19 protein-coding genes are annotated in these 18,654 nt (G+C 63.7%); 10 read left to right on the top strand and 9 right to left on the bottom strand.

What is annotated here, in order from left to right; translation table 11 throughout:
• Positions 1 to 122 precede the first annotated feature (122 nt).
• From hcnA to hcnC, 3 genes are read left to right on the top strand one after another with little or no spacing between them, the layout of a single operon-like run.
• Positions 123 to 437, top strand: a complete 315-nt coding sequence (hcnA, locus tag NP552_RS15605; RefSeq protein ID WP_043861504.1) for a cyanide-forming glycine dehydrogenase subunit HcnA — start codon at positions 123 to 125, stop codon at positions 435 to 437.
• Positions 434 to 1,837 (top strand): cyanide-forming glycine dehydrogenase subunit HcnB, encoded by a 1,404-nt coding sequence (hcnB, locus tag NP552_RS15600; protein ID WP_043861505.1) that lies wholly within the window; start codon positions 434 to 436, stop codon positions 1,835 to 1,837. The genes hcnA and hcnB overlap by 4 nt, the downstream gene beginning before the upstream one ends.
• Positions 1,834 to 3,078 (top strand): cyanide-forming glycine dehydrogenase subunit HcnC, encoded by a 1,245-nt coding sequence (gene hcnC, locus NP552_RS15595; RefSeq protein ID WP_058541963.1) that lies wholly within the window; start codon positions 1,834 to 1,836, stop codon positions 3,076 to 3,078. The genes hcnB and hcnC overlap by 4 nt, the downstream gene beginning before the upstream one ends.
• Before the next feature lie 77 nt (positions 3,079 to 3,155).
• Here the strand turns inward: hcnC and lpdA are convergent, their stop codons facing one another.
• Positions 3,156 to 4,556 (bottom strand): dihydrolipoyl dehydrogenase, encoded by a 1,401-nt coding sequence (gene lpdA, locus NP552_RS15590; RefSeq protein ID WP_104571761.1) that lies wholly within the window; start codon positions 4,554 to 4,556, stop codon positions 3,156 to 3,158.
• Between the two features lie 188 nt (positions 4,557 to 4,744).
• On the opposite strand from lpdA, the gene cfaB reads away from it, so the two are divergent.
• Positions 4,745 to 5,929 carry a C17 cyclopropane fatty acid synthase CfaB gene (gene cfaB, locus NP552_RS15585; protein ID WP_255002023.1) on the top strand — a complete coding sequence of 395 codons (1,185 nt, stop codon included), beginning with the start codon at positions 4,745 to 4,747 and terminating at the stop codon, positions 5,927 to 5,929.
• 9 nt (positions 5,930 to 5,938) lie between these two features.
• Here cfaB and cls read toward each other — a convergent pair whose 3' ends face one another.
• Positions 5,939 to 7,378, bottom strand: a complete 1,440-nt coding sequence (cls, locus tag NP552_RS15580; RefSeq protein ID WP_043861509.1) for a cardiolipin synthase — start codon at positions 7,376 to 7,378, stop codon at positions 5,939 to 5,941.
• Positions 7,379 to 7,506: 128 nt separating this feature from the next.
• On the opposite strand from cls, the gene NP552_RS15575 reads away from it, so the two are divergent.
• A complete protein-coding gene (locus NP552_RS15575) occupies positions 7,507 to 8,034 on the top strand; it encodes a DUF3617 domain-containing protein (RefSeq protein WP_043861510.1) in 528 nt (175 codons plus the stop codon).
• Here the strand turns inward: NP552_RS15575 and folE2 are convergent, their stop codons facing one another.
• Both folE2 and NP552_RS15565 read right to left on the bottom strand, forming a co-directional pair.
• The gene (gene folE2 / locus NP552_RS15570) at positions 8,035 to 8,934 is read right to left on the bottom strand and encodes a GTP cyclohydrolase FolE2 (RefSeq protein ID WP_274096888.1); all 900 of its coding nucleotides are present in this window, start codon (positions 8,932 to 8,934) and stop codon (positions 8,035 to 8,037) included.
• A 75-nt stretch (positions 8,935 to 9,009) separates the two neighbouring features.
• Positions 9,010 to 9,387 carry a glutamine synthetase gene (locus NP552_RS15565; RefSeq protein ID WP_078481422.1) on the bottom strand — a complete coding sequence of 126 codons (378 nt, stop codon included), beginning with the start codon at positions 9,385 to 9,387 and terminating at the stop codon, positions 9,010 to 9,012.
• Between the two features lie 93 nt (positions 9,388 to 9,480).
• Here NP552_RS15565 and zigA point away from each other — a divergent pair, with 93 nt between their 5' ends.
• From zigA to NP552_RS15550, 3 genes are read left to right on the top strand one after another with little or no spacing between them, the layout of a single operon-like run.
• On the top strand, positions 9,481 to 10,689 hold the full coding sequence (gene zigA / locus NP552_RS15560; RefSeq protein WP_274096887.1) for a zinc metallochaperone GTPase ZigA: 1,209 nt from the start codon (positions 9,481 to 9,483) through the stop codon (positions 10,687 to 10,689).
• Positions 10,689 to 11,288 (top strand): DUF1826 domain-containing protein, encoded by a 600-nt coding sequence (locus NP552_RS15555; protein ID WP_043861514.1) that lies wholly within the window; start codon positions 10,689 to 10,691, stop codon positions 11,286 to 11,288. The genes zigA and NP552_RS15555 overlap by 1 nt, the downstream gene beginning before the upstream one ends.
• 42 nt (positions 11,289 to 11,330) lie before the next feature.
• Positions 11,331 to 12,293, top strand: a complete 963-nt coding sequence (locus NP552_RS15550) for a CobW family GTP-binding protein (RefSeq protein ID WP_078481468.1) — start codon at positions 11,331 to 11,333, stop codon at positions 12,291 to 12,293.
• A gap of 54 nt (positions 12,294 to 12,347) precedes the next feature.
• On the opposite strand, the gene NP552_RS15545 is transcribed toward NP552_RS15550, so the two are convergent.
• Complete coding sequence (locus NP552_RS15545) at positions 12,348 to 12,740, bottom strand: DUF3301 domain-containing protein (RefSeq protein ID WP_043861515.1); 393 nt, start codon at positions 12,738 to 12,740, stop codon at positions 12,348 to 12,350.
• Between the two features lie 117 nt (positions 12,741 to 12,857).
• Between NP552_RS15545 and pdxY the strand changes: the two genes are divergently transcribed.
• Positions 12,858 to 13,730, top strand: coding sequence for a pyridoxal kinase PdxY (pdxY, locus tag NP552_RS15540; RefSeq protein WP_078481425.1), 873 nt, complete (start codon positions 12,858 to 12,860; stop codon positions 13,728 to 13,730).
• On the opposite strand, the gene NP552_RS15535 is transcribed toward pdxY, so the two are convergent.
• Positions 13,727 to 14,212, bottom strand: a complete 486-nt coding sequence (locus NP552_RS15535; RefSeq protein WP_043861517.1) for an acyl-CoA thioesterase — start codon at positions 14,210 to 14,212, stop codon at positions 13,727 to 13,729. The genes pdxY and NP552_RS15535 overlap by 4 nt on opposite strands.
• Positions 14,213 to 14,535: 323 nt before the next feature.
• Between NP552_RS15535 and NP552_RS15530 the strand changes: the two genes are divergently transcribed.
• Positions 14,536 to 16,296, top strand: coding sequence for a cation:proton antiporter (locus NP552_RS15530; protein ID WP_054916449.1), 1,761 nt, complete (start codon positions 14,536 to 14,538; stop codon positions 16,294 to 16,296).
• Here NP552_RS15530 and NP552_RS15525 read toward each other — a convergent pair.
• From NP552_RS15525 to NP552_RS15515, 3 genes are all read right to left on the bottom strand, one after another.
• A complete protein-coding gene (locus NP552_RS15525) occupies positions 16,293 to 17,105 on the bottom strand; it encodes a hypothetical protein (RefSeq protein WP_058541958.1) in 813 nt (270 codons plus the stop codon). The two genes, NP552_RS15530 and NP552_RS15525, sit on opposite strands and share 4 nt — an antisense overlap.
• Before the next feature lie 157 nt (positions 17,106 to 17,262).
• A complete protein-coding gene (locus tag NP552_RS15520; RefSeq protein WP_014720555.1) occupies positions 17,263 to 17,670 on the bottom strand; it encodes an SMI1/KNR4 family protein in 408 nt (135 codons plus the stop codon).
• 111 nt (positions 17,671 to 17,781) lie between these two features.
• Entirely contained in the window at positions 17,782 to 18,633 is an 852-nt protein-coding gene (locus tag NP552_RS15515; protein WP_043861520.1) for a Tim44 domain-containing protein, read from the bottom strand.
• Between the last annotated feature and the right edge of the window lie 21 nt (positions 18,634 to 18,654).

Raw genomic sequence — 18,654 nt, 5'->3', positions numbered from 1 at the left:
TACATCTCCACAGCATTCCGGCAACAAGTCGAAACCCAGTTTTCTGGCCTGGATCAATGTCGAATGCGCCTTCATGGCTTACCGTGGTGGGTTCCTGCCACTCTTTTCAAGGATGAAACGCAATGCAGTCAATGGACCGCAATCATGATATTCAGCCCCTGTCGCGGGCAGACATGACCATCGAGCTCAACGGGCGGCCGGTACCGGCCGCGGCAGGCGAAAGCGTGCTCAACGTGCTGCACGCGGTGGGCCTGCGCCAGGTGGCGCGCAACGACCATGGCCAGGTCACGGGTGCCTTCTGCGGCATGGGCGTGTGCCACTGCTGCCTGGTGTCGATCAACGGTCGCCCCAAGCGCCGCGCCTGCCAGACCATCGTCAAGCCGGGCATGCAGGTCGAAACCGGGGTCAACCGCTTCGACGTGGAGGGTGTCGAATGAGCCTGCGTCCGGTAATAGTCGGCGGCGGTTCGGCAGGCATGGCGGCTGCCATCGAACTGGCCCGGCATGGCGTCTCCAGCGTGCTGTTCGACGAAGCTTCGCGTCTGGGCGGGGTGGTCTATCGCGGCCCTTTGCGCAGCGGCGTCGACCTGGGCTACCTGGGCAAGCGTTATGCCAGCGCGCTGAACACCCTGCACGAAGAGTTCGCCGATTGTGCCGAGCGCATCGACGTGCGCCTGGAAACCCGTGTGGTCGGGGGCGAAGGCGGCAACCGCCTGATGGTGCTGGACAGCGACGAGCAGCTGCACGAAGTGGAATACAGCCACCTGGTACTGTCCGCCGGCTGCCACGAGCGCAACGTGCCGTTCCCCGGCTGGACCCTGCCCGGCGTGATGCTGCTGGGCGGTCTGCAGTTGCAGATCAAGAGCGGCGTGGTCAAGCCGCTGGGCACCACCGTCATCGCCGGCACCGGCCCGCTGCTGCCCCTGGTGGCATGCCAACTGCACGCGGCCGGGGTCAAGGTGGAAGGGGTGTACGAGGCATGTGCCTTCGGCAAGATCGCCAAGGAAAGCCTGGCGCTGCTGAACAAGCCGCAGCTATTTCTCGATGGCCTGAGCATGCTCGGTTATCTGAAGCTCAACGGTATCCCCATGAACTACGGCTGGGGCGTGGTAGGTGCCAACGGCGAGGGCGAACTCACCGAAGTGCGCCTGGCCCCCTACAGTGACAACTGGCAGCCGGACATCAGCCGTGTGCAGCGCGTCTCGGCGCAGACCCTGGCCGTGGGCTACGGCTTCATTCCGCGCACCCAGCTCAGTCAGCAGATGGGCCTGGCCCACGGCTTCAACGAAGACGGCTACCTGCGCGCCGAAAGCAACGTGTGGCAACAGAGCAGCGAGCCGCACATTCACCTGGCCGGTGACATGGGCGGGATTCGCGGTGGCGAAGCCGCGATGCTCACCGGGCGCATCGCCGCCGTGTCGATCCTGCACCAGGCTCAGGTCATCACCCCCGAACAGGCGCTGGACCTGCGCGAGCGCTACCTGGGCAAGCTGGCCGCGATCAAGCGCTTTCGTGCCGGGGTAGACCGCTACACACTGCGCGGCACTGAGCAGATCACGCTGCCCGCACCCGACACCGTCATCTGCCGCTGCGAGCACGTCACCCGCAGCGACATCGACCGCGCCCTGGAGCAGGGTGTACAGGACATGGCCGGGCTGAAGATGCGCACCCGCGTGAGCATGGGCGATTGCCAGGGCCGCATGTGCGTGGGCTACTGCAACGATCGCCTGCGCCAGGCCACCGGGCGTGCCGATGTGGGCTGGCTGCGCCCGCGGTTCCCCATCGATCCGATCCCTTTCTCCGCATTCAAGAACCTCGGCACGGAAGCTGAAGCATGAACAGAACCTATGATGTGGTCATCGCCGGCGGCGGTGTGATCGGCGCTTCCTGCGCCTACCAGTTGTCCAAGCGTGGCAACCTCAGGATCGCGCTGATCGACGCCAAGCGCCCCGGCAACGCTACCCGCGCCTCGGCGGGCGGGTTGTGGGCGATCGGCGAATCGGTCGGCCTGGGCTGCGGGGTGATCTTCTTTCGCATGATGTCGCAAAAGCACAAGCGCGAAGCCAACGGCGCCGCCGTGGCGGTCGATTCCAGCACCCCACACATCCTGCCGCAGTCGTTCTTCGACTTCGCGCTGCAATCCAATGCCTTGTACCCCGGCCTGCACCAGGAACTGATGGAGCGCCACGGCATGGACTTCAAGTTCGAGCGCACCGGCCTCAAGTACGTGATCTACGACGACGAGGACCGCCTGTACGCCGAGCATATCGTCGCGCAGATCCCGCACCTGGCCCACGAGGTTCGCTGGCTCGACCGCGATGCCCTGCGCAAGGCCGAGCCAGCCGTCAGCCACCATGCCCACGGCGCGCTGGAGTTCCTGTGCGATCACCAGGTCAGCCCGTTCCGTCTGGCCGATGCCTACACCGAAGGTGCGCGGCAGAACGGCGTCGACCTGTTCCTCAACACCAACGTCACCGGCGTGCTGCACCAGGGCGACCGGGTGGTGGGGGTCAAGACCGACGTGGAAGGCGAGTTTCACTGCCAGACCCTGATCAACGCCGGCGGCGCCTGGGCGGCAGAACTGAGCGAGATGGCCACCGGCCTGAGCATTCCGGTCAAGCCGGTCAAGGGCCAGATCCTGCTCACCGAGCGCATGCCCAAGCTGCTGCAGGGCTGCCTGACCACCGCCGATTGCTACATGGCGCAGAAGGACAACGGTGAGATCCTGATCGGCAGCACCACCGAAGACAAGGGCTTCGACGTCACCACCACCTATCCGGAAATCAACGGTCTGGTGCAGGGCGCGGTGCGCTGCATTCCGGAGCTGGCGCAGATCAACCTCAAACGCAGCTGGGCAGGCCTGCGTCCCGGTTCGCCGGACGAGCTGCCGATTCTCGGCCCGGTGCAGAGCGTGAGTGGCTATCTCAATGCCTGTGGGCACTTTCGCACCGGCATCCTGACCTCGGCGATCACTGGCGTGCTGATCGACAAGGTCCTGCATGAGGAGGCACTGCCGCTGGACCTGACGCCGTTTCTCGCGGACCGCTTCGGTACTGAGCCCAAAGCCGCCCAGGCCTGACCCGGTGCGTGCCTGAACCTGCGGTGATGGTCGCCGTCGGTTCAGGCGCACGGATCAAGCGTGCAGGCTGACCGGGGTCAGATCTGCATGGCCATGCCTTCGACGTTCATCGCCGCCTGGCGCAAGGCCTCGGAGCGAGTCGGGTGCGGGTGGCAGGTGAGGGCGATGTCTTCGGCCGAGGCCGAGAACTCCATGGCCACGCAGTACTCACCGATCATCTCGCTGACGCACGGGCCAACCAGGTGCACGCCGAGTACCTCGTCGGTTTCGGCATCGGCCAGCACCTTGGCGAAGCCTTCGGTCTCGTGGTTGATCTTGGCCCGGCTGTTGGCCATGAACGGGAACTTGCCGACCTTGTAGGCGCGGCCTTCGGCCTTGAGCTGCTCTTCGGTCTTGCCCACGCTGGCCAGTTCGGGGCGGGTGTAGATCACCCCCGGGATCAGCCCGTAGTTCACTTCGTGGGCCTTGCCGTGGATGCGCTCGATGCAGGCGATGGCTTCGTCTTCGGCCTTGTGGGCGAGCATCGGGCCGCTGGTGACGTCGCCGATCACCCACACGCCCGGCACGCTGGTGCGATGGCCCTGGTTCTCGAGCATGCCGCGCTTGTCGGTCTGCAGGCCTACCGTTTCCAGGCCCAGGCCCTGGGTGTAGGGGCGACGGCCGATGGCGACCAGCACGTAGTCGGCCTGCAGGGTTTCGGCGGTGCCGCCGGCGGCCGGTTCGAGGGTCAGGCTGACACCGTCGGCCGACGGCGTGGCCTGGGTCACCTTGCTGCCCAGCTTGAAGCTCATGCCTTGCTTGGCCAATGCGCGCTGCAGGGTCTTGGCGGTTTCTTCGTCGGTGCCGGGGCAGATACGGTCGAGGTATTCCACCACGGTGACCTGGCTACCGAGGCGGCGCCACACCGAGCCCAGCTCCAGCCCGATCACGCCCGCGCCGATCACCACCAGGTGTTTGGGCACCTGGGGCAGGGCGAGGGCGCCGGTGGAGTCGATGATGCGGTGGTTGTCGATGGTCACGCCGGGCAGCGGAGTCGGCTCGGACCCGGTGGCGATGACGATGTCCTTGGCCTGCAGTTCGGTCACGGCGCCCTGGTCATCGGTGACCTTGACCTTGCCCACGCCATCGAGCTGGCCCCAGCCCTTGATCCAGTCGACCTTGTTCTTGCGAAACAGGAACTCGATGCCCTTGGTCAGGCCCGCGACGCTCTCGTCCTTCTGTTTCATCATCTGCGCCAGGTTCAGGCTTGGCTTGACCTCGATACCGAGGTTGGCGAACTCGCTGCCGGCAGCCGCTTCGTAGAGTTCGGAGGCATGCAGCAGGGCCTTGGACGGCATGCAGCCAACGTTCAGGCAGGTGCCACCGAGGGTCGGGCGACCTTCGACACAGGCCACGCTCAGGCCCAGCTGGCCTGCGCGAATGGCAGCGTTGTAGCCGCCAGGGCCGCCGCCGATGATCACGACATCATAGGTTTTCATTGTTGTACTCCCGGATGAAGAATCGACAATGCCGCCAAGGTTAGGGGCCGATCTGGAGGTTGTATACAATTTATGCCACTACCTTTTTGCATCGGCCGGTCTACGACGATAGTCCGGCATGCCTCCCTGTTCTTGAGGATGGGCTACCCTTTTGTGCAGACGTCCGAAGATTACGGGAGGCTCATTTCATGCTTGCGCAACTTCCACCTGTTCTGCAAAGCCTGCGGTTGCCCTTGCGACTCAAGCTTTGGGATGGTCACGAATTCGATCTCGGCCCCCAGCCGCAGGTCACCATCGTGGTCAAGGATCCCCAGCTGATCGGCCAGTTGACCCACCCCAGCCTGGATGAGCTGGGCGCGGCGTTCGTCGAGGGCAAGCTGGAACTGGAGGGCACCATCGGCGAAGTCATCCGCGTGTGCGACGAGCTCAGTCAGGCGTTGCTCACGGACGAGGAAGAAGACCAGCCGGTGCGCAGCGAGCATGACAAGGCCACCGACGCGGCGGCCATTTCCTACCACTACGACCTGTCCAACGATTTCTACCAGCTGTGGCTGGACCGCGACATGGCGTACTCCTGCGCCTACTTCAAGACCCCCGGCGACACCCTTGAGCAGGCCCAGCAGAACAAGTTCGAGCACCTGTGCCGCAAGCTGCGGCTCAAGCAGGGCGACTACCTGCTGGACGTGGGCTGTGGCTGGGGCGGGTTGTCACGTTATGCCGCACGCGAGTTCGGCGCCAAGGTGTTCGGCATCACCCTGAGCAAGGAGCAGCTCAAGTTGGGGCGTGAACGGGTCAAGGCAGAAGGGCTTGAAGATCAGGTGGAACTGCAGATTCTCGACTACCGCGACCTGCCCCAGGACGGTCGCTTCGACAAGGTGGTGAGTGTCGGCATGTTCGAGCACGTGGGGCATGCCAACCTGGCGTTGTACTGCCAGCGCTTGTTCGGCGCGGTGCGCGAAGGCGGCCTGGTGATGAACCACGGCATCACCGCCAAGCATGTGGACGGGCGCCCGGTGGGGCGCGGCGCGGGCAATTTCATCGAGCGCTATGTATTCCCCCATGGCGAGCTGCCGCACCTGTCGATGATCAGTGCGCGTATCAGCGAAGCGGGGCTGGAAGTGGTCGACGTCGAGAGCCTGCGCCTGCATTACGCACGGACGCTGGCGCAGTGGAGCGATCGCCTGGAAAGCCAGCTGGACAAGGCCGCGAACCTGGTGCCGGAAAAGGCCCTGCGCATCTGGCGGCTGTACCTGGCCGGTTGCTCCTATGCCTTTGCCAAGGGCTGGATCAACCTGCACCAGATTCTGGCAGTCAAGCCGTTCGCCGATGGTGGCCACGACCTGCCGTTGACCCGCGAGGACCTGTACCGCTGACAGTCGCGCTCAGAGGATCGGCGAGATCAGTCGGGCGATGCGCATCCCCAGTTGTTGCAGGCGGCGCGTCTGCTGGCTGTCCTCGGGGGTGATTTCCCGCGCTTGGTCGAAGTCGTGCTGGAGCATGGCTTCGACCTGCGCGGCAAAGGCAAGGTCTACGGTCAGCAGCATGATTTCGAAGTTCAGGCGGAACGAGCGGTTGTCCAGGTTGGCACTGCCGATGGCGCTGACTTCGTTGTCGACCAGCACCACCTTCTGGTGCAGAAACCCCGGCCCGTAGCGGAACATGCGCACCCCGGCCTGCACCGCCTCGAAGGCGAACAGGCTGGAGGCGGCGTACACGATACGGTGGTCAGGGCGCGAGGGAATCAGGATACGCACGTCGACGCCACGCAACACCGCCAGGCGCAGCGCGGCCGACACGGCCTCGTCGGGAATGAAGTACGGGCTGGTGATCCAGAGCCGCTCGCGCGCCGCGTGGATGGCGTCGACAAAAAACAGCGAACAGGTCTCCTGCGGATCGGCCGGCCCGCTGGCCAGTACCTGGCAAAGTACGCCGTTGTCGGGGTAGGTGTCGGGCAGGATCAGTGGCGGCAACTGGCGCGCCGCCCAGTACCAGTCTTCGGCAAAGGATTCCTGCAGGCAGGCCAGCACCGGGCCGCTGACCTGCACATGGGTGTCGCGCCAGGGCGATAGCCTGGGGTTGCCGCCCAGGTATTCGTCGCCTACGTTATGGCCCCCCATGAACCCCAGCATGCCGTCGACCACCACGATCTTGCGATGGTTGCGGAAGTTGACCTGGAAGCGGTTGAACCAGCCGCGGCGGGTGGCGAAGGCGCGGATGTTCACGCCGCCTTCGCGCAAGCTCTGTATATAGGCGGAGGGCAGGGCGTGACTGCCAACGCTGTCGAACAGCACGTAGATCTTCACCCCTTCCGCGGCCTTTCTCAGCAGCAGCGCCTTGAGTTCACGGCCGATGCCGTCGTCGTGGATGATGAAGAACTGGATCAGTACCGTGTCGTGGGCCGCTTCTATCGCCTTGAAGATCGCGTCGAAGGTGGCCTGCCCGTCGATCAGCAGGCTGACCTGGTTGTTGGCCAGGCACGGCATGCGCCCAAGCTTGGGCATGGCCCGCAGCGCCGCATACGATTCGGAGTTGCGCGCGGTCAGCGCCTCTTCCACCCAGGGGCGCCAGTTGAGGTCGGCCATGGCCACGTGCATTTCGCGGTTGGCCTGGCGGCGGGCCTGGATGTAGGCGTCGAAGGTGCGACTGCCGAACACCAGGTACGGAATCAGCGTGAAGTAGGGGATAAACAGCAGCGACATGGCCCAGGCAATTGCACCTTGGGCGGTGCGCACGGTGAACACGGCATGCAGGGCGGCAATCACGCCCAGCAGGTGAATCACACCGATGAGGTAACCGAAGAAGTAAGGGCTGTGGTAATCCATACACATTCTGCTATCCGAGGGCACTGCCCGCTAACAGAGCACGTTCGCGCCTGCACTTGCAACTGAAAGCACGAAAACGCGTCTAAGCTGTGTTCCGGCTTGGGGCCGGATTCTGAAGGAGTCACTACATGAAAAGTCGTCTGCCGATGCTGGCACTGGTACTGGGCCTGGCGAGCCCGTTGGTGCATGCGCAGATGTTGCAACCGGGCCTGTGGGAGTTGACCAGCAGCAACATGCAGGTCGATGGCAAGCCACTGCCCGACATGGAATTCATGCTCGGCCAGTTGAAGAACCTGCCGCCCGAGCAGCGCGCGATGATCGAGGGTGGCCTGGCCAAGCAAGGCATCAGCGTCGGGGGCAAAGGGGTGCGTTCGTGCCTGACCCAGGAGCAGGTTCAGACCAACGACATTCCGCTGCAAGACCCGCAGTCGGGGTGCACGCAGAAGATCACCGAGCGCAACGGCAATGTGTGGAAGTTCACCTTCAGTTGCCCCAAGGCTCAAGGCAACGGTGAAGCGCAGTTTCTCAGCGATCGGGAATTTCTGACCAAGGTCAGCGGCACGTTCAATGCGTCCGGTGTTGAGCAAAAGGGCAGCATGAACACCCGTGCGGTGTGGCTGGGCAACGATTGCGGCACGGTCAAGCCGCGCACCTGATCAGCGCGGGTGCCACTGCCATTGGCTTTGCGCGACAGCGTCGTGGGCATGCAGGCTTTCGGCATGTTCCACACGCAGCTTGAAGCCGTCGATCCACGGCAGCGGTTGCAGGGCCAGATGCAGGCGCCTCGCGGCGTCTTCGCAGAACATCAGGTTCTGCCCGTTGGCCAGCGCAAACGCCTGTTCGTCGGCTCGTTTCACGGCTGTCTGCACAGCAGTGCCGAGAGCTGCCTCGGCCAGGTCGATCAGCTGTCGAAAGGGCATTTGCTCCTCGCCTGGGGCCAGGCGCAGGTGCAGATGGGCCGTGCTGCGTTGGCTGTGTGGTGTTGCGACGATGCCTTGGGCGGTGCCGAGCCAATGCAGGATGGCAGCATGATCGAGGTTACTGCGGTTGGCGAAATCATCGACGAACTGCTGCTGAATCAATTGGCGGGCGAGCGCGGCGGAGCATGGGCAGGTCGAGGAATACTCGACTTGTGCGTTTAGTTCCACGTGGAACACTCCGTTTTCCAAACGTGCGTCCACAATCACCGGGTAAGCCTTCCAGCCTGCCAGCGGGCTGACCAGCGCAGGCCGCTTGAGCAACAATTCAAAGCCCAGACGCAGGTAAGCGGTGGTAGAGAGGCCCTGATGGCTGTCGATAAACCGTTCCAGGACCTGGCGCACCAACCCTACTGAAAACGCCGCGTGCTCGAATGCCTCCAACGCGAGGTACAGGCGCGACATGTGAATCCCCCGCGAGGATCCATCATCCAGGCTGACGCCGGCATCGGCGCTGGCGCGTACCTGAACGCCGTCGAGTGTGATCGGCAGTGCGATGCCGCACATGCCAACCCATTCCAGAGGCATGGATTGCTGGCTGGCCTGAGCGGCGATATCGGGAAGGGTCAGGGCGTTCATGCTGAAACCATCGCTGAATTAAAAACCGATACGTTACATTATAACGATTCATTCATCATAGCTTTTTCCGAGTCCTCACTCGCAGCCCCCAAGGCGATTGCAACGCAGGCTGAAGCGTTGGCCGCTGGAGCTGGACACCCGGTTCTGCGTGGTCCAACCCACCCGGCGGCTATAGCCGACCCAGGCTTCGCCGTCGCTGGCCAGGCCCGTGTAGAAGGTCAGCGGCCCATAGAGGCTGTTGGTTTGTACCCAGCGCCGCTGCCCCAGCACCTCAAGGCCGCGCACGTACTGGGTGTTGCCCTGGCTGTGCACGCTGTACACATTGCCGTCGCGATCTTGGCAGGCCAGCAGGTTGGCGCTGCGCGTGCATTGGGCAGGCTCACTGCGCGGCATCGCGGCGTGAACCGTCGCGACGGGGATCAGCAGGAGCGAAAGCAGTACGAAGGTTTTCATCCAATCTCCGATTGGCTAAATTGCATTGTTATAATATAACATTGAAAAAGGCATCCTTCGAATGCTCCGACGCCCTGATGAGGTATTTGCGCCATGACCGACCGTCTCCCCGTTACCGTGCTGTCCGGCTTTCTAGGTGCCGGCAAGAGCACCCTGCTCAACCATGTGCTGCGTAACCGCGACAACCTGCGGGTGGCGGTGATCGTCAACGACATGAGTGAAATCAATATCGACGCCAGCGAAGTGCAGCGCAACGTCAGCCTCAATCGTGCAGAAGAAAAACTGGTCGAGATGAGCAATGGCTGCATCTGCTGCACCCTGCGCGAAGATCTGCTCGAAGAGGTCGCGCGGCTTGCCCGCGAGGGGCGTTTCGATTACCTGTTGATCGAGTCCACCGGCATATCCGAGCCGCTACCGGTAGCCGAAACCTTTACCTTCCGTGATGAGCAAGGCCGCAGCCTGGCCGACCAGGCGCGGCTGGACACCATGGTCACGGTGGTCGACGGGCTGAATTTCCTGAGTGACTACCAGGCCGCCGACAGCCTGGCTTCGCGCGGCGAGACCCTGGGCGAGGGCGATGAACGTTCCATCAGCGACCTGCTGATCGAGCAGGTCGAGTTCGCCGATGTGATCCTGTTGAGCAAGATCGACCTGATCGGCAGCGATGAGCGCGAAGAACTCTGCGCCATTCTGCGCTCGCTCAATGCCCACGCCCAGATCGTGCCGATGGTGATGGGGCAGGTGCCATTGGCGCAGATTCTCGATACCGGCCTGTTCGACTTCGAGCGTGCTGCCCAGGCGCCGGGCTGGCTGCAGGAACTGCGCGGTACGCATGTGCCGGAAACCCAGGAGTACGGCATTGCCGCCACTACCTGGCAGGCCCGCCGCCCCTTGCACCCACAGCGTTTTTTCGACTTTATCCACAGGCCCTGGAGCAACGGCCGCCTGTTGCGTTCCAAGGGCTTTTTCTGGCTGGCCAGCAAGCACCAGGAAGCCGGCAGCTGGTCCCAGGCCGGCGGCATGATGCGCCACGGCTTTGCCGGTCGCTGGTGGCGTTTCGTACCACGCGGGCAATGGCCCCAGGACCCGCAGGACACGGCGGCGATCCTCAAGCACTGGACGGCCGAATGCGGCGATTGCCGACAGGAGCTGGTGTTCATCGGGCAGCACATCGACTTTGCGCAACTGGATGCCGAGCTGGGCGCCTGCCTGCTGAGCGATGAAGAAATGGCATTGGGCGCCGAGGGCTGGCAACGCCTGCCCGACCCGTTTGGCGACTGGCACGACGAAGAGGCGGCCTGATGCTGGCCCTGAAACGCCGTGGCAGCGCCCGGCAGACAGTCGGCGAATCGCCCCAGGTGCTGACCGAGGTGCTGCAGGATGGCGTCAATCTGGCCGTGTGGCAGCGCCAGTTGCCGGTGCATGTGGCCGATTTTGCCCAGGTGCTGTTGTCCCTTGGGCAGCCGCTGGCCGAGTCCCTGACCCTGGAGTTGCAGCCAGATGACGATGCACCCGCCCTGCGCGGGTTGGCGGCAGCGTATGCCGATCTGCAGGGGTATGAGGGGTTCATCTGCGATGTGCGCTGGCTGGTGGGCGCCTACGCCTGCCTGCTCGACGCGCGTCGGGTGGGGCTGCGCCTGCGCGCACTGGAGGGCGCAATGTGCCCGCGTTTTCACGTCGACCACGTGCCGGCGCGGCTGATCTGTACCTATGCGGGCCCCGGCAGTGAATGGCTGACGGCGCCCGATGCGGTGCAGGTGGAGCAGTTGTCGACCGGTGATGTGGCCGTGCTCAAGGGCGAGAGGTGGCTGGGCAATGAGGGGCAGGGGCTGGTGCACCGTTCGCCGGCGGTACCTGCGGGGCAGCGCCGCCTGATGCTGACGCTTGACTGGATGGCCTGAGCGCGCAGCATAGTGCGTATCCTTCCTGACGAATCGATGCGCATGCTGCAGAACATACCCACCCACCTGATCGGCGGCCCCCTGGGCGCCGGCAAGACCAGCCTGATCCGGCACCTGCTGGCCCAGCGCCCGGCCCACGAGCGGTGGGCGGTGCTGATCAACGAGTTCGGCCAGATCGGCCTGGATGCCGCCTTGCTCGCCACCGACGATGATGGCGTGGCGATGGGCGAAGTGGCGGGCGGATGCCTGTGCTGCGTGAATGGTGCACCGTTCCAGGTGGGCCTGGGGCGCTTGTTGCGCAAGGCGCGCCCTCATCGACTGTTCATCGAGCCTTCGGGGCTGGGTCATCCTGCCCAGTTGCTGGCCCAGCTGGGCGAAGCACCCTGGCAAGGCGTGCTGGCGGTTCAGCCGTCGGTGCTGGTACTGGACGCCCAGGCATTGGCGGCAGGCCAGGCATTACCCCAGCCGCAGGCGCAGGCACTGCACGGTGCGGGGCTGCTGGTGCTCAACAAATCTGAAGGCTTGGCGGCCGCCACGCGCCTGTGGATAAGCCAGGGGTTGCCTGATGTACCCCAGCTTTGGACGGACCATGGGCAGATTGCGCTGAACAGCCTGCCGGGCGTTGGTGTGCATCCGTTGCCGGTGGATAACTTCAAGCTGCCGGAGGCCAGGCCGTTGCCGGCGGCGCTGTGGATAAACCCGCTGACGCCGATCTGTCTTTATCAACAGCTGGAGCAGGGCTGGAGCATTGGCTGGCGCTGGCACCCGAGCCAGCAGTTGCACCCGCAGCGTTTGCAGCAATGGCTTGCAGGCCTTGGGTGGCGCAGGGCCAAACTGGTTATCCACAGCCCGGAGGGTTGGCAGTCGGCCAATGCGCTGGAGGGGCAGGCGCTGCACTGGCAGGCCAGCGAGTGGCGGCGCGACTCGCGTATCGAGCTGATTTTTGCACAGCCGCAGGCAGTGGCGGCCTTGGAGCAGGGGATGCAGGAATGCCGGATTCCCTGAAGACAGGGCCGGCCTTTTTGCAGGCAAGGCTGGCCCCGGTAGACGGAGGGAACGTCACTGGCGCCAGCGATTGTGCTCCTGGCGCCACTGGTTCATCTCGATCACGTTGCCGCCCTGCACCGGCGGCTTGATCTCGAACGGGTAGGGTGCCAGTTCGATCTGCATCGTATGCGCGCCAAACTGCGTCACCGTACCGGGGTGACGATGTTCGCCTGTCACCGTGAATTCGAAGTTGTACACACGGGCCAGGCGCTTGCGCCCGTTGGCATCGCGCACAAAACCGATGCGCTTGAGCGCCACGTTGCCATCCAGCAGTTCCAGGTCGAGCTTGGCGCAATGCTGCTTGACCCGTTCCAGTGCCTTTTCGCGCAGGCCGTGGTTATGCCACAGCCAGGCGCCTGCGGTGGCCAGCAGCATCAGCACCAGAAGGTTTTCGAGGGTTAACATCTACGTTCGCTCCAACCAGATAGGCTCAGCTTAACTGCCACCCCGGTCTGTCGTACAGGTGGCATTTGGCGCCATACTGCGCGCCTTGTTTTTCATTCGATCGTTTGGAAGCCCTGCATGAAACGTACACCGCATCTGCTCGCCATCCAGTCACACGTGGTATTCGGCCACGCCGGCAACAGCGCCGCGGTGTTTCCGATGCAACGGGTGGGGGTCAATGTCTGGCCGCTGAACACCGTTCAGTTCTCCAACCATACTCAGTATGGCCAGTGGACCGGCGAAGTGCTTGCGCCAGAGCAAATTCCGGCGCTGGTGGACGGGATTGCGACGATCGGCGAGCTGGGCAACTGTGATGCGGTGCTTTCCGGCTACCTCGGCAGCGCCGCCCAGGGCCGTGCGATTCTTACTGGGGTGGCGCGGATCAAGGCGGTCAACCCGAACGCCCTGTACCTGTGCGACCCCGTCATGGGGCATCCGGAAAAAGGCTGCATCGTACCCGCCGAGGTCAGTGACTTCCTGCTCGATGAAGCGGTTGCGGTGGCGGATGTGCTGTGCCCCAATCAGTTGGAGCTCGACAGCTTCTGCGGGCGTCGGGCCGAGTCGCTGGAGGACTGCGTGGCCATGGCGCGCAGCCTGCTCGCCCGCGGGCCCAAGGCTGTGCTGGTCAAGCACCTGGCATACCCGGGACGCAAGGCCGAAGACTTCGAGATGCTGCTGGTAACTGCCGAAGGCAGTTGGCACCTGCAACGACCGCTGCTGGCCTTTGCGCGGCAGCCGGTGGGGGTCGGCGACCTGACCTCCGGCCTGTTCCTGGCGCGGGTGCTGCTGGGTGACAGCTGGGTGGCGGCTTTCGAATTCACTGCCGCGGCCGTGCACGAGGTGCTGCTGGAAACCCAGGCTTGCACCAGCTACGAGCTGGAGCTGGTGCGTGCTCAGGACCGCATCATGCACCCGCGGGTGCGCTTCGAGGCGCGGCGACTGTCGCTCTAGAAGGCGTCGCCCTTGAGTTCCTGGTAGCGCTTTTCGAGTTCCTGGCGAATCAGGCGGCGCTGCTTGCCTTGCACGAAGCGGCGCTTTTCCTCGCTGGTCTCTGGCTGGCGTGGCGGCACGGCGACCGGCTTGCGATCGTCGTCCACCGCGACCATGGTGAAGAAGCAGCTGTTGCTGTGGCGCACCGAACGCTCGCGGATATTTTCGGTGACGACCTTGATCCCGACCTCCATCGAGGTGTTGCCGGTGTAGTTCACCGACGCCAGGAAGGTCACCAGTTCGCCCACGTGTACCGGCTCGCGAAAGACCACCTGATCCACCGACAACGTCACCACATAACGGCCCGCGTAGCGGCTGGCGCAGGCATAGGCGACTTCATCGAGGTACTTGAGCAGGGTGCCGCCGTGTACGTTGCCAGAAAAGTTGGCCATGTCCGGGGTCATCAGGACGGTCATCGACAGCTGGGCGTTTCCAGGTTCCATAGTGTGCTCACGGTAAGGTTGCGCTGAGGCGGGGTGGCGAGTGGTTGTCACGCTTCTTTTCCCCAATTTCGAATCCCATGAAAACGGGACGCTGACAGCGCCGTTGCCGTCACGCCGTTCGTGCCATCTTTGGCGTGTTACCGGTCTATCTGTTTCTTGATATTACACCGCCTTTTCGTCGCAGGCGCCGGTGTTAACCTGACCAAGCCCATGCAATGTGGTGCCTGGCGTCATTTGACAGACTAATTCCCCCGCCGCTCCACGACAGGCATGTCATCGAGCGGCGGGCTTGTTCTTCGGTTCGAAGTAAGGAGCTCCACGCCGTGCATGCCATCAGCTTTATTCAGGATCTGGCGGTGATCATGCTGGTTGCCGGTGTGGTCACCATCCTGTTTCACCGTTTCAAGCAGCCGGTGGTACTCGGCTATATCGTCGCCGGCTTCATCATCGGCCCGCACACCCCGCCATTCGGCCTCATCCACGACGAAGACACGATCAAGACGCTGGCCGAACTCGGGGTGATCTTCCTGATGTTCTGCCTGGGGCTGGAGTTCAGCCTGCGCAAGCTGTTCAAGGTGGGGGCCACGGCGTTCATTGCGGCCTTCCTCGAAATCGTGCTGATGATCTGGATCGGCTTCGAGATCGGCCGCTGGTTCGGCTGGAACACCATGGACTCGCTGTTCCTGGGCGCAATCCTGGCAATTTCTTCCACCACCATCATCGTCAAGGCGCTCAACGACCTGAAGATGAAGAACGAGCGCTTCGCCCAGCTGATCTTCGGTGTGCTGATCGTCGAGGACATCCTCGGTATCGGCATCATTGCCCTGCTGTCGGGCATTGCGGTCAGCGGCGCGGTCAGTTCCGGCGAGGTGTTCTCCACCGTCGGCAAGCTCTCGCTGTTCATGATCGTGGCGCTGGTCATCGGCATACTGCTGGTACCGCGGGTACTGGCCTACGTGGCCAGGTTCGAAAGCAACGAGATGCTGCTGATTACCGTGCTGGGCCTGTGCTTCGGCTTCTGCCTGCTGGTGGTCAAGCTCGAATACAGCATGGTGCTGGGCGCGTTCCTGATCGGGGCGATCATGGCCGAATCGCGCCAGTTGCTGAAGATCGAGCAGTTGATCGAGCCGGTTCGCGACCTGTTCAGTGCCATCTTCTTCGTCGCCATCGGCCTGATGATCGACCTGAGCGTGCTCATCGAGTACATCTGGCCGATCGTGGTCATCACTGTGGCGGTGGTCCTGGGCAAGATGCTCTCGTGCGGCATGGGCGCCTTCATCGCCGGCAACGACGGTCGCACCTCGTTGCGGGTGGGCATGGGGCTTTCGCAGATCGGCGAATTCTCCTTCATCATCGCTGCGCTGGGCATGACCCTGCAGGTCACCAGCGACTTCCTTTACCCGGTGGCGGTGGCGGTGTCGGCCATTACCACCTTGCTCACGCCCTACCTGATTCGCGCCGCCGACCCGCTGTCGCTCAAGCTTGCCAGTGTGGTGCCCAAGCGCCTGTCGCGGGTGCTGTCGCTGTACGGCGAATGGCTGCGCAGCATCCAGCCGCAAGGCGAGGGCGCGATGGTGGCGGCGATGATCCGGCGCATCCTGCTGCAGGTGGGGGTCAACCTGGCGCTGGTGGTGGCGATCTTCTTCAGTGGTGGTTACTTCGCGGCACGCATCGGCGAGTACCTGAGCGAATGGTTGCCCGACCTGGCCCAGCAGAAAGCGCTGATCTGGGGCGCGGCGTTGCTGCTGTCATTGCCGTTCCTGATTGCCGCGTATCGCAAGCTCAAGGCGCTGTCGATGCTGCTGGCCGAAATGGGGGTCAAGCCGGAAATGGCCGGGCGCCATACCCAGCGCGTGCGCCGGGTGATCGCCGAGGTGATCCCGCTGCTGTCGCTGCTGGTGATCTTTCTGCTGCTGTCGGCGCTGTCGGCGAGCATCCTGCCCACCAGCGAGCTGCTGTTGCTGATCGCGGTGGTGGCGGCCGGTGTGGTGGCGTTGCTGTGGCGCTGGTTCATCCGGGTGCACACGCGCATGCAGATCGCACTGCTCGAAACCCTCGACAATCAGAAGGAACATCACCCCTAGGGTTTGCAGCGCAGCGGCTGGTCCCGCCATTGGGCCCAGGCCTGTGTCCAACCTTCGGCGTGGCTCACACCGGGCAACGCAACCTGCTGCATGCAGCGGGCACTGCCCAGTTCCACGCGGTAGTGCTCGAACAGCGAGGCCGGCACGCTGCGGTCCTGCAGGCCGAGAAGGTGGCGCTGCGGCAGGTCGCGCAGGCGCTGGCGATAGTCCAGCGGCTCCAGTGAGCCCGCCAGTGGCGTCAGTTGCAGGGTCTGTGCCCAGTACCGCGGGCTGAGGTTGCCGGCCAGGGTCTGGACCTGGGTAACGTCGCTTCGCCGGGCGGCCAGCAGCAAGGCCAGCGCACCCCCGCCGGAATAGCCGATCAGCTCGAACTCCTGGTTGCCATAGCGCTGCTTGATGCCGCTCAGGGCTTGGTCCAGGCTATCGAGCACTGCCTTGCCAAAGCGCTGGTCGGTCCACATCGCTGCGCGGCAGCCAGGCGCACTGACGAACTGGCAAGGGCGCGCCAGGTACAGGCTGGGCTGTGGGTCTTCCAGGGCCAGTCGCGCCAGCAACAGGTTGCGCGGGCTGGGGTCCAGGCTGGGTTGGCTGGAGGTGGCCCAGGCGCGTCCGTCACCTTCCAGATAGACACGCAGGCGCAGGGCGCCTGGCGCCTTGAGCGGAACGCTCAGCGCCAGCGGGAAGGGCTGGGTAGGCTGGATCTCGACACGATGGCCATGTGCCTGGCTGAGGGTCTGCAACTGTGTCAGCGGCGCCTGGCAGCCGCTCGCCAGCAGCAGGGCGAGCAGTGTGAACAGTCTGGAGTACATCGACAGGGCCCCGGCATGTGAAGGTGCATTCCTGTGCGGGCGGGTCGTATGTCCGAGGGGATGGAGCGGTAGCAACACCGCCGCGCACAGGAAGGCGCGGCGATTCTACGAAGATTGATAGCTCAGAGCCATCATTTTTGTCCGACAAACTGACGGATCAGCTTTCCAGCCACACGTCGCGCGCCCAGTGCCATACCGATTCCCAGGTTTCTTCGGTCACCAGCTCTTCTTCGGCCGACCACAGCACCACGGTGCCGTCTTCCTCGACGCAGTAGTAATCGTCACCATCCTGGCAGATCGGAATCAGCGAACGGTCCACGCCGGCATCCCAGGCATTGGCCGCCACGTCGGGCAGGTAGGTATGCGATTGCGGGTCGGTGACGGTCACCGGCTCCAGGCTGCCGTACACCACATCGCTGACGGTCAACAGGAACTCCCTGAAGACGAACGGGATATCGATGAACAGCTGTTCTTCAATCTCGACCAGCAGGTCTTCGTCGGGCAACTCAAGCGGTACGGGTACCGGTTCGTTGGCTTCACGCAGTTGCTCGATGATTTCTTCCACGGGTTCAATCCTCTTACCTTGACGACACGCTGCGCGTTATACCCTAGTAGGACGCTACGCTAAAAGCAAAACCCCGGGCAAGCCCGGGGTTTTTTGTGCAATGCCTCAAGATCAGCCGTTCTGGCGGATCCCTGCGACCAGCCAAGGCTGGTTTTCGCCCTGGGCACGTTCCATGTTCCAGCTTTCGCTGAACACTTCGCCCTGGTCGAAACGCGAGGTTTTCGACACACCGCTGAAGGTCAGGGTGGCGATGGTGCGGTCGGCACGGTCATCCACGCCTTCCAGCTGCACGTTCAGGTCGTCGATGTAGGTGGACTGGAAGCCTTCACCCAGCTCGGCACGTTCCTTTTTCAGGAACTGCAGCATCTGCGGGGTAACGAACTCGGCGATCTTGTCGATCTCGTTGGCGTCCCAGTGCTGCTGCAGGGTCTGGAAGTGGTTGCGTGCAGCGGCCAGGAAGCTCTCTTCATTGAACCAGGCTGGTGCGTTGATCACCGGGCGGGCCGCGGCAGGTGCAGCGGAACCACCGAAGATCGACGGCTGAGCCGGTTGCTCGTGAACTTCACGCTGGAACGGCGCGTGACCGGCAGCGGCCATCTGCGGCTGTTGCTTGCGGCGACGGGCGGCAATGAAACGGAAGATCAGGAAGGCGATGACCGCCATGATCAGGATGTCGAAGATCTGCATGCCCTGGAAGCCGTCGCCCATGAACATGGAGGCCAGCAGGCCACCGGCGGCGAGGCCGGCCAGAGGGCCGAGCCAGCGCGAAGCACCGCTGGCGGCTGCCGGTGGACGGCCTGCCGCATTTGGCGTGGCGGCCGGCGTGGCCGGAGCGGCCTGGCGCGTCTGGTGGGTCGGCGCGGCGCCCGAGCTCTTGCCGCCGCCGAAGCGCTTGGCGTTGGCGTCGAGGCTCAGCGTAAGGCCGATGCACAGCGCCAAGGCGATGCTAAGAAAACGTTGCATAGAAGGGTATTCCCGTTTTGT

It is taken from the genome of Pseudomonas sp. 8209 (genome assembly GCF_028682105.1).
Taxonomy (GTDB): domain Bacteria; phylum Pseudomonadota; class Gammaproteobacteria; order Pseudomonadales; family Pseudomonadaceae; genus Aquipseudomonas; species Aquipseudomonas palmensis.
The sequence above is the reverse complement of the archived record's forward strand: the minus strand, read 5'-3'. Positions and strand labels throughout refer to the sequence as shown.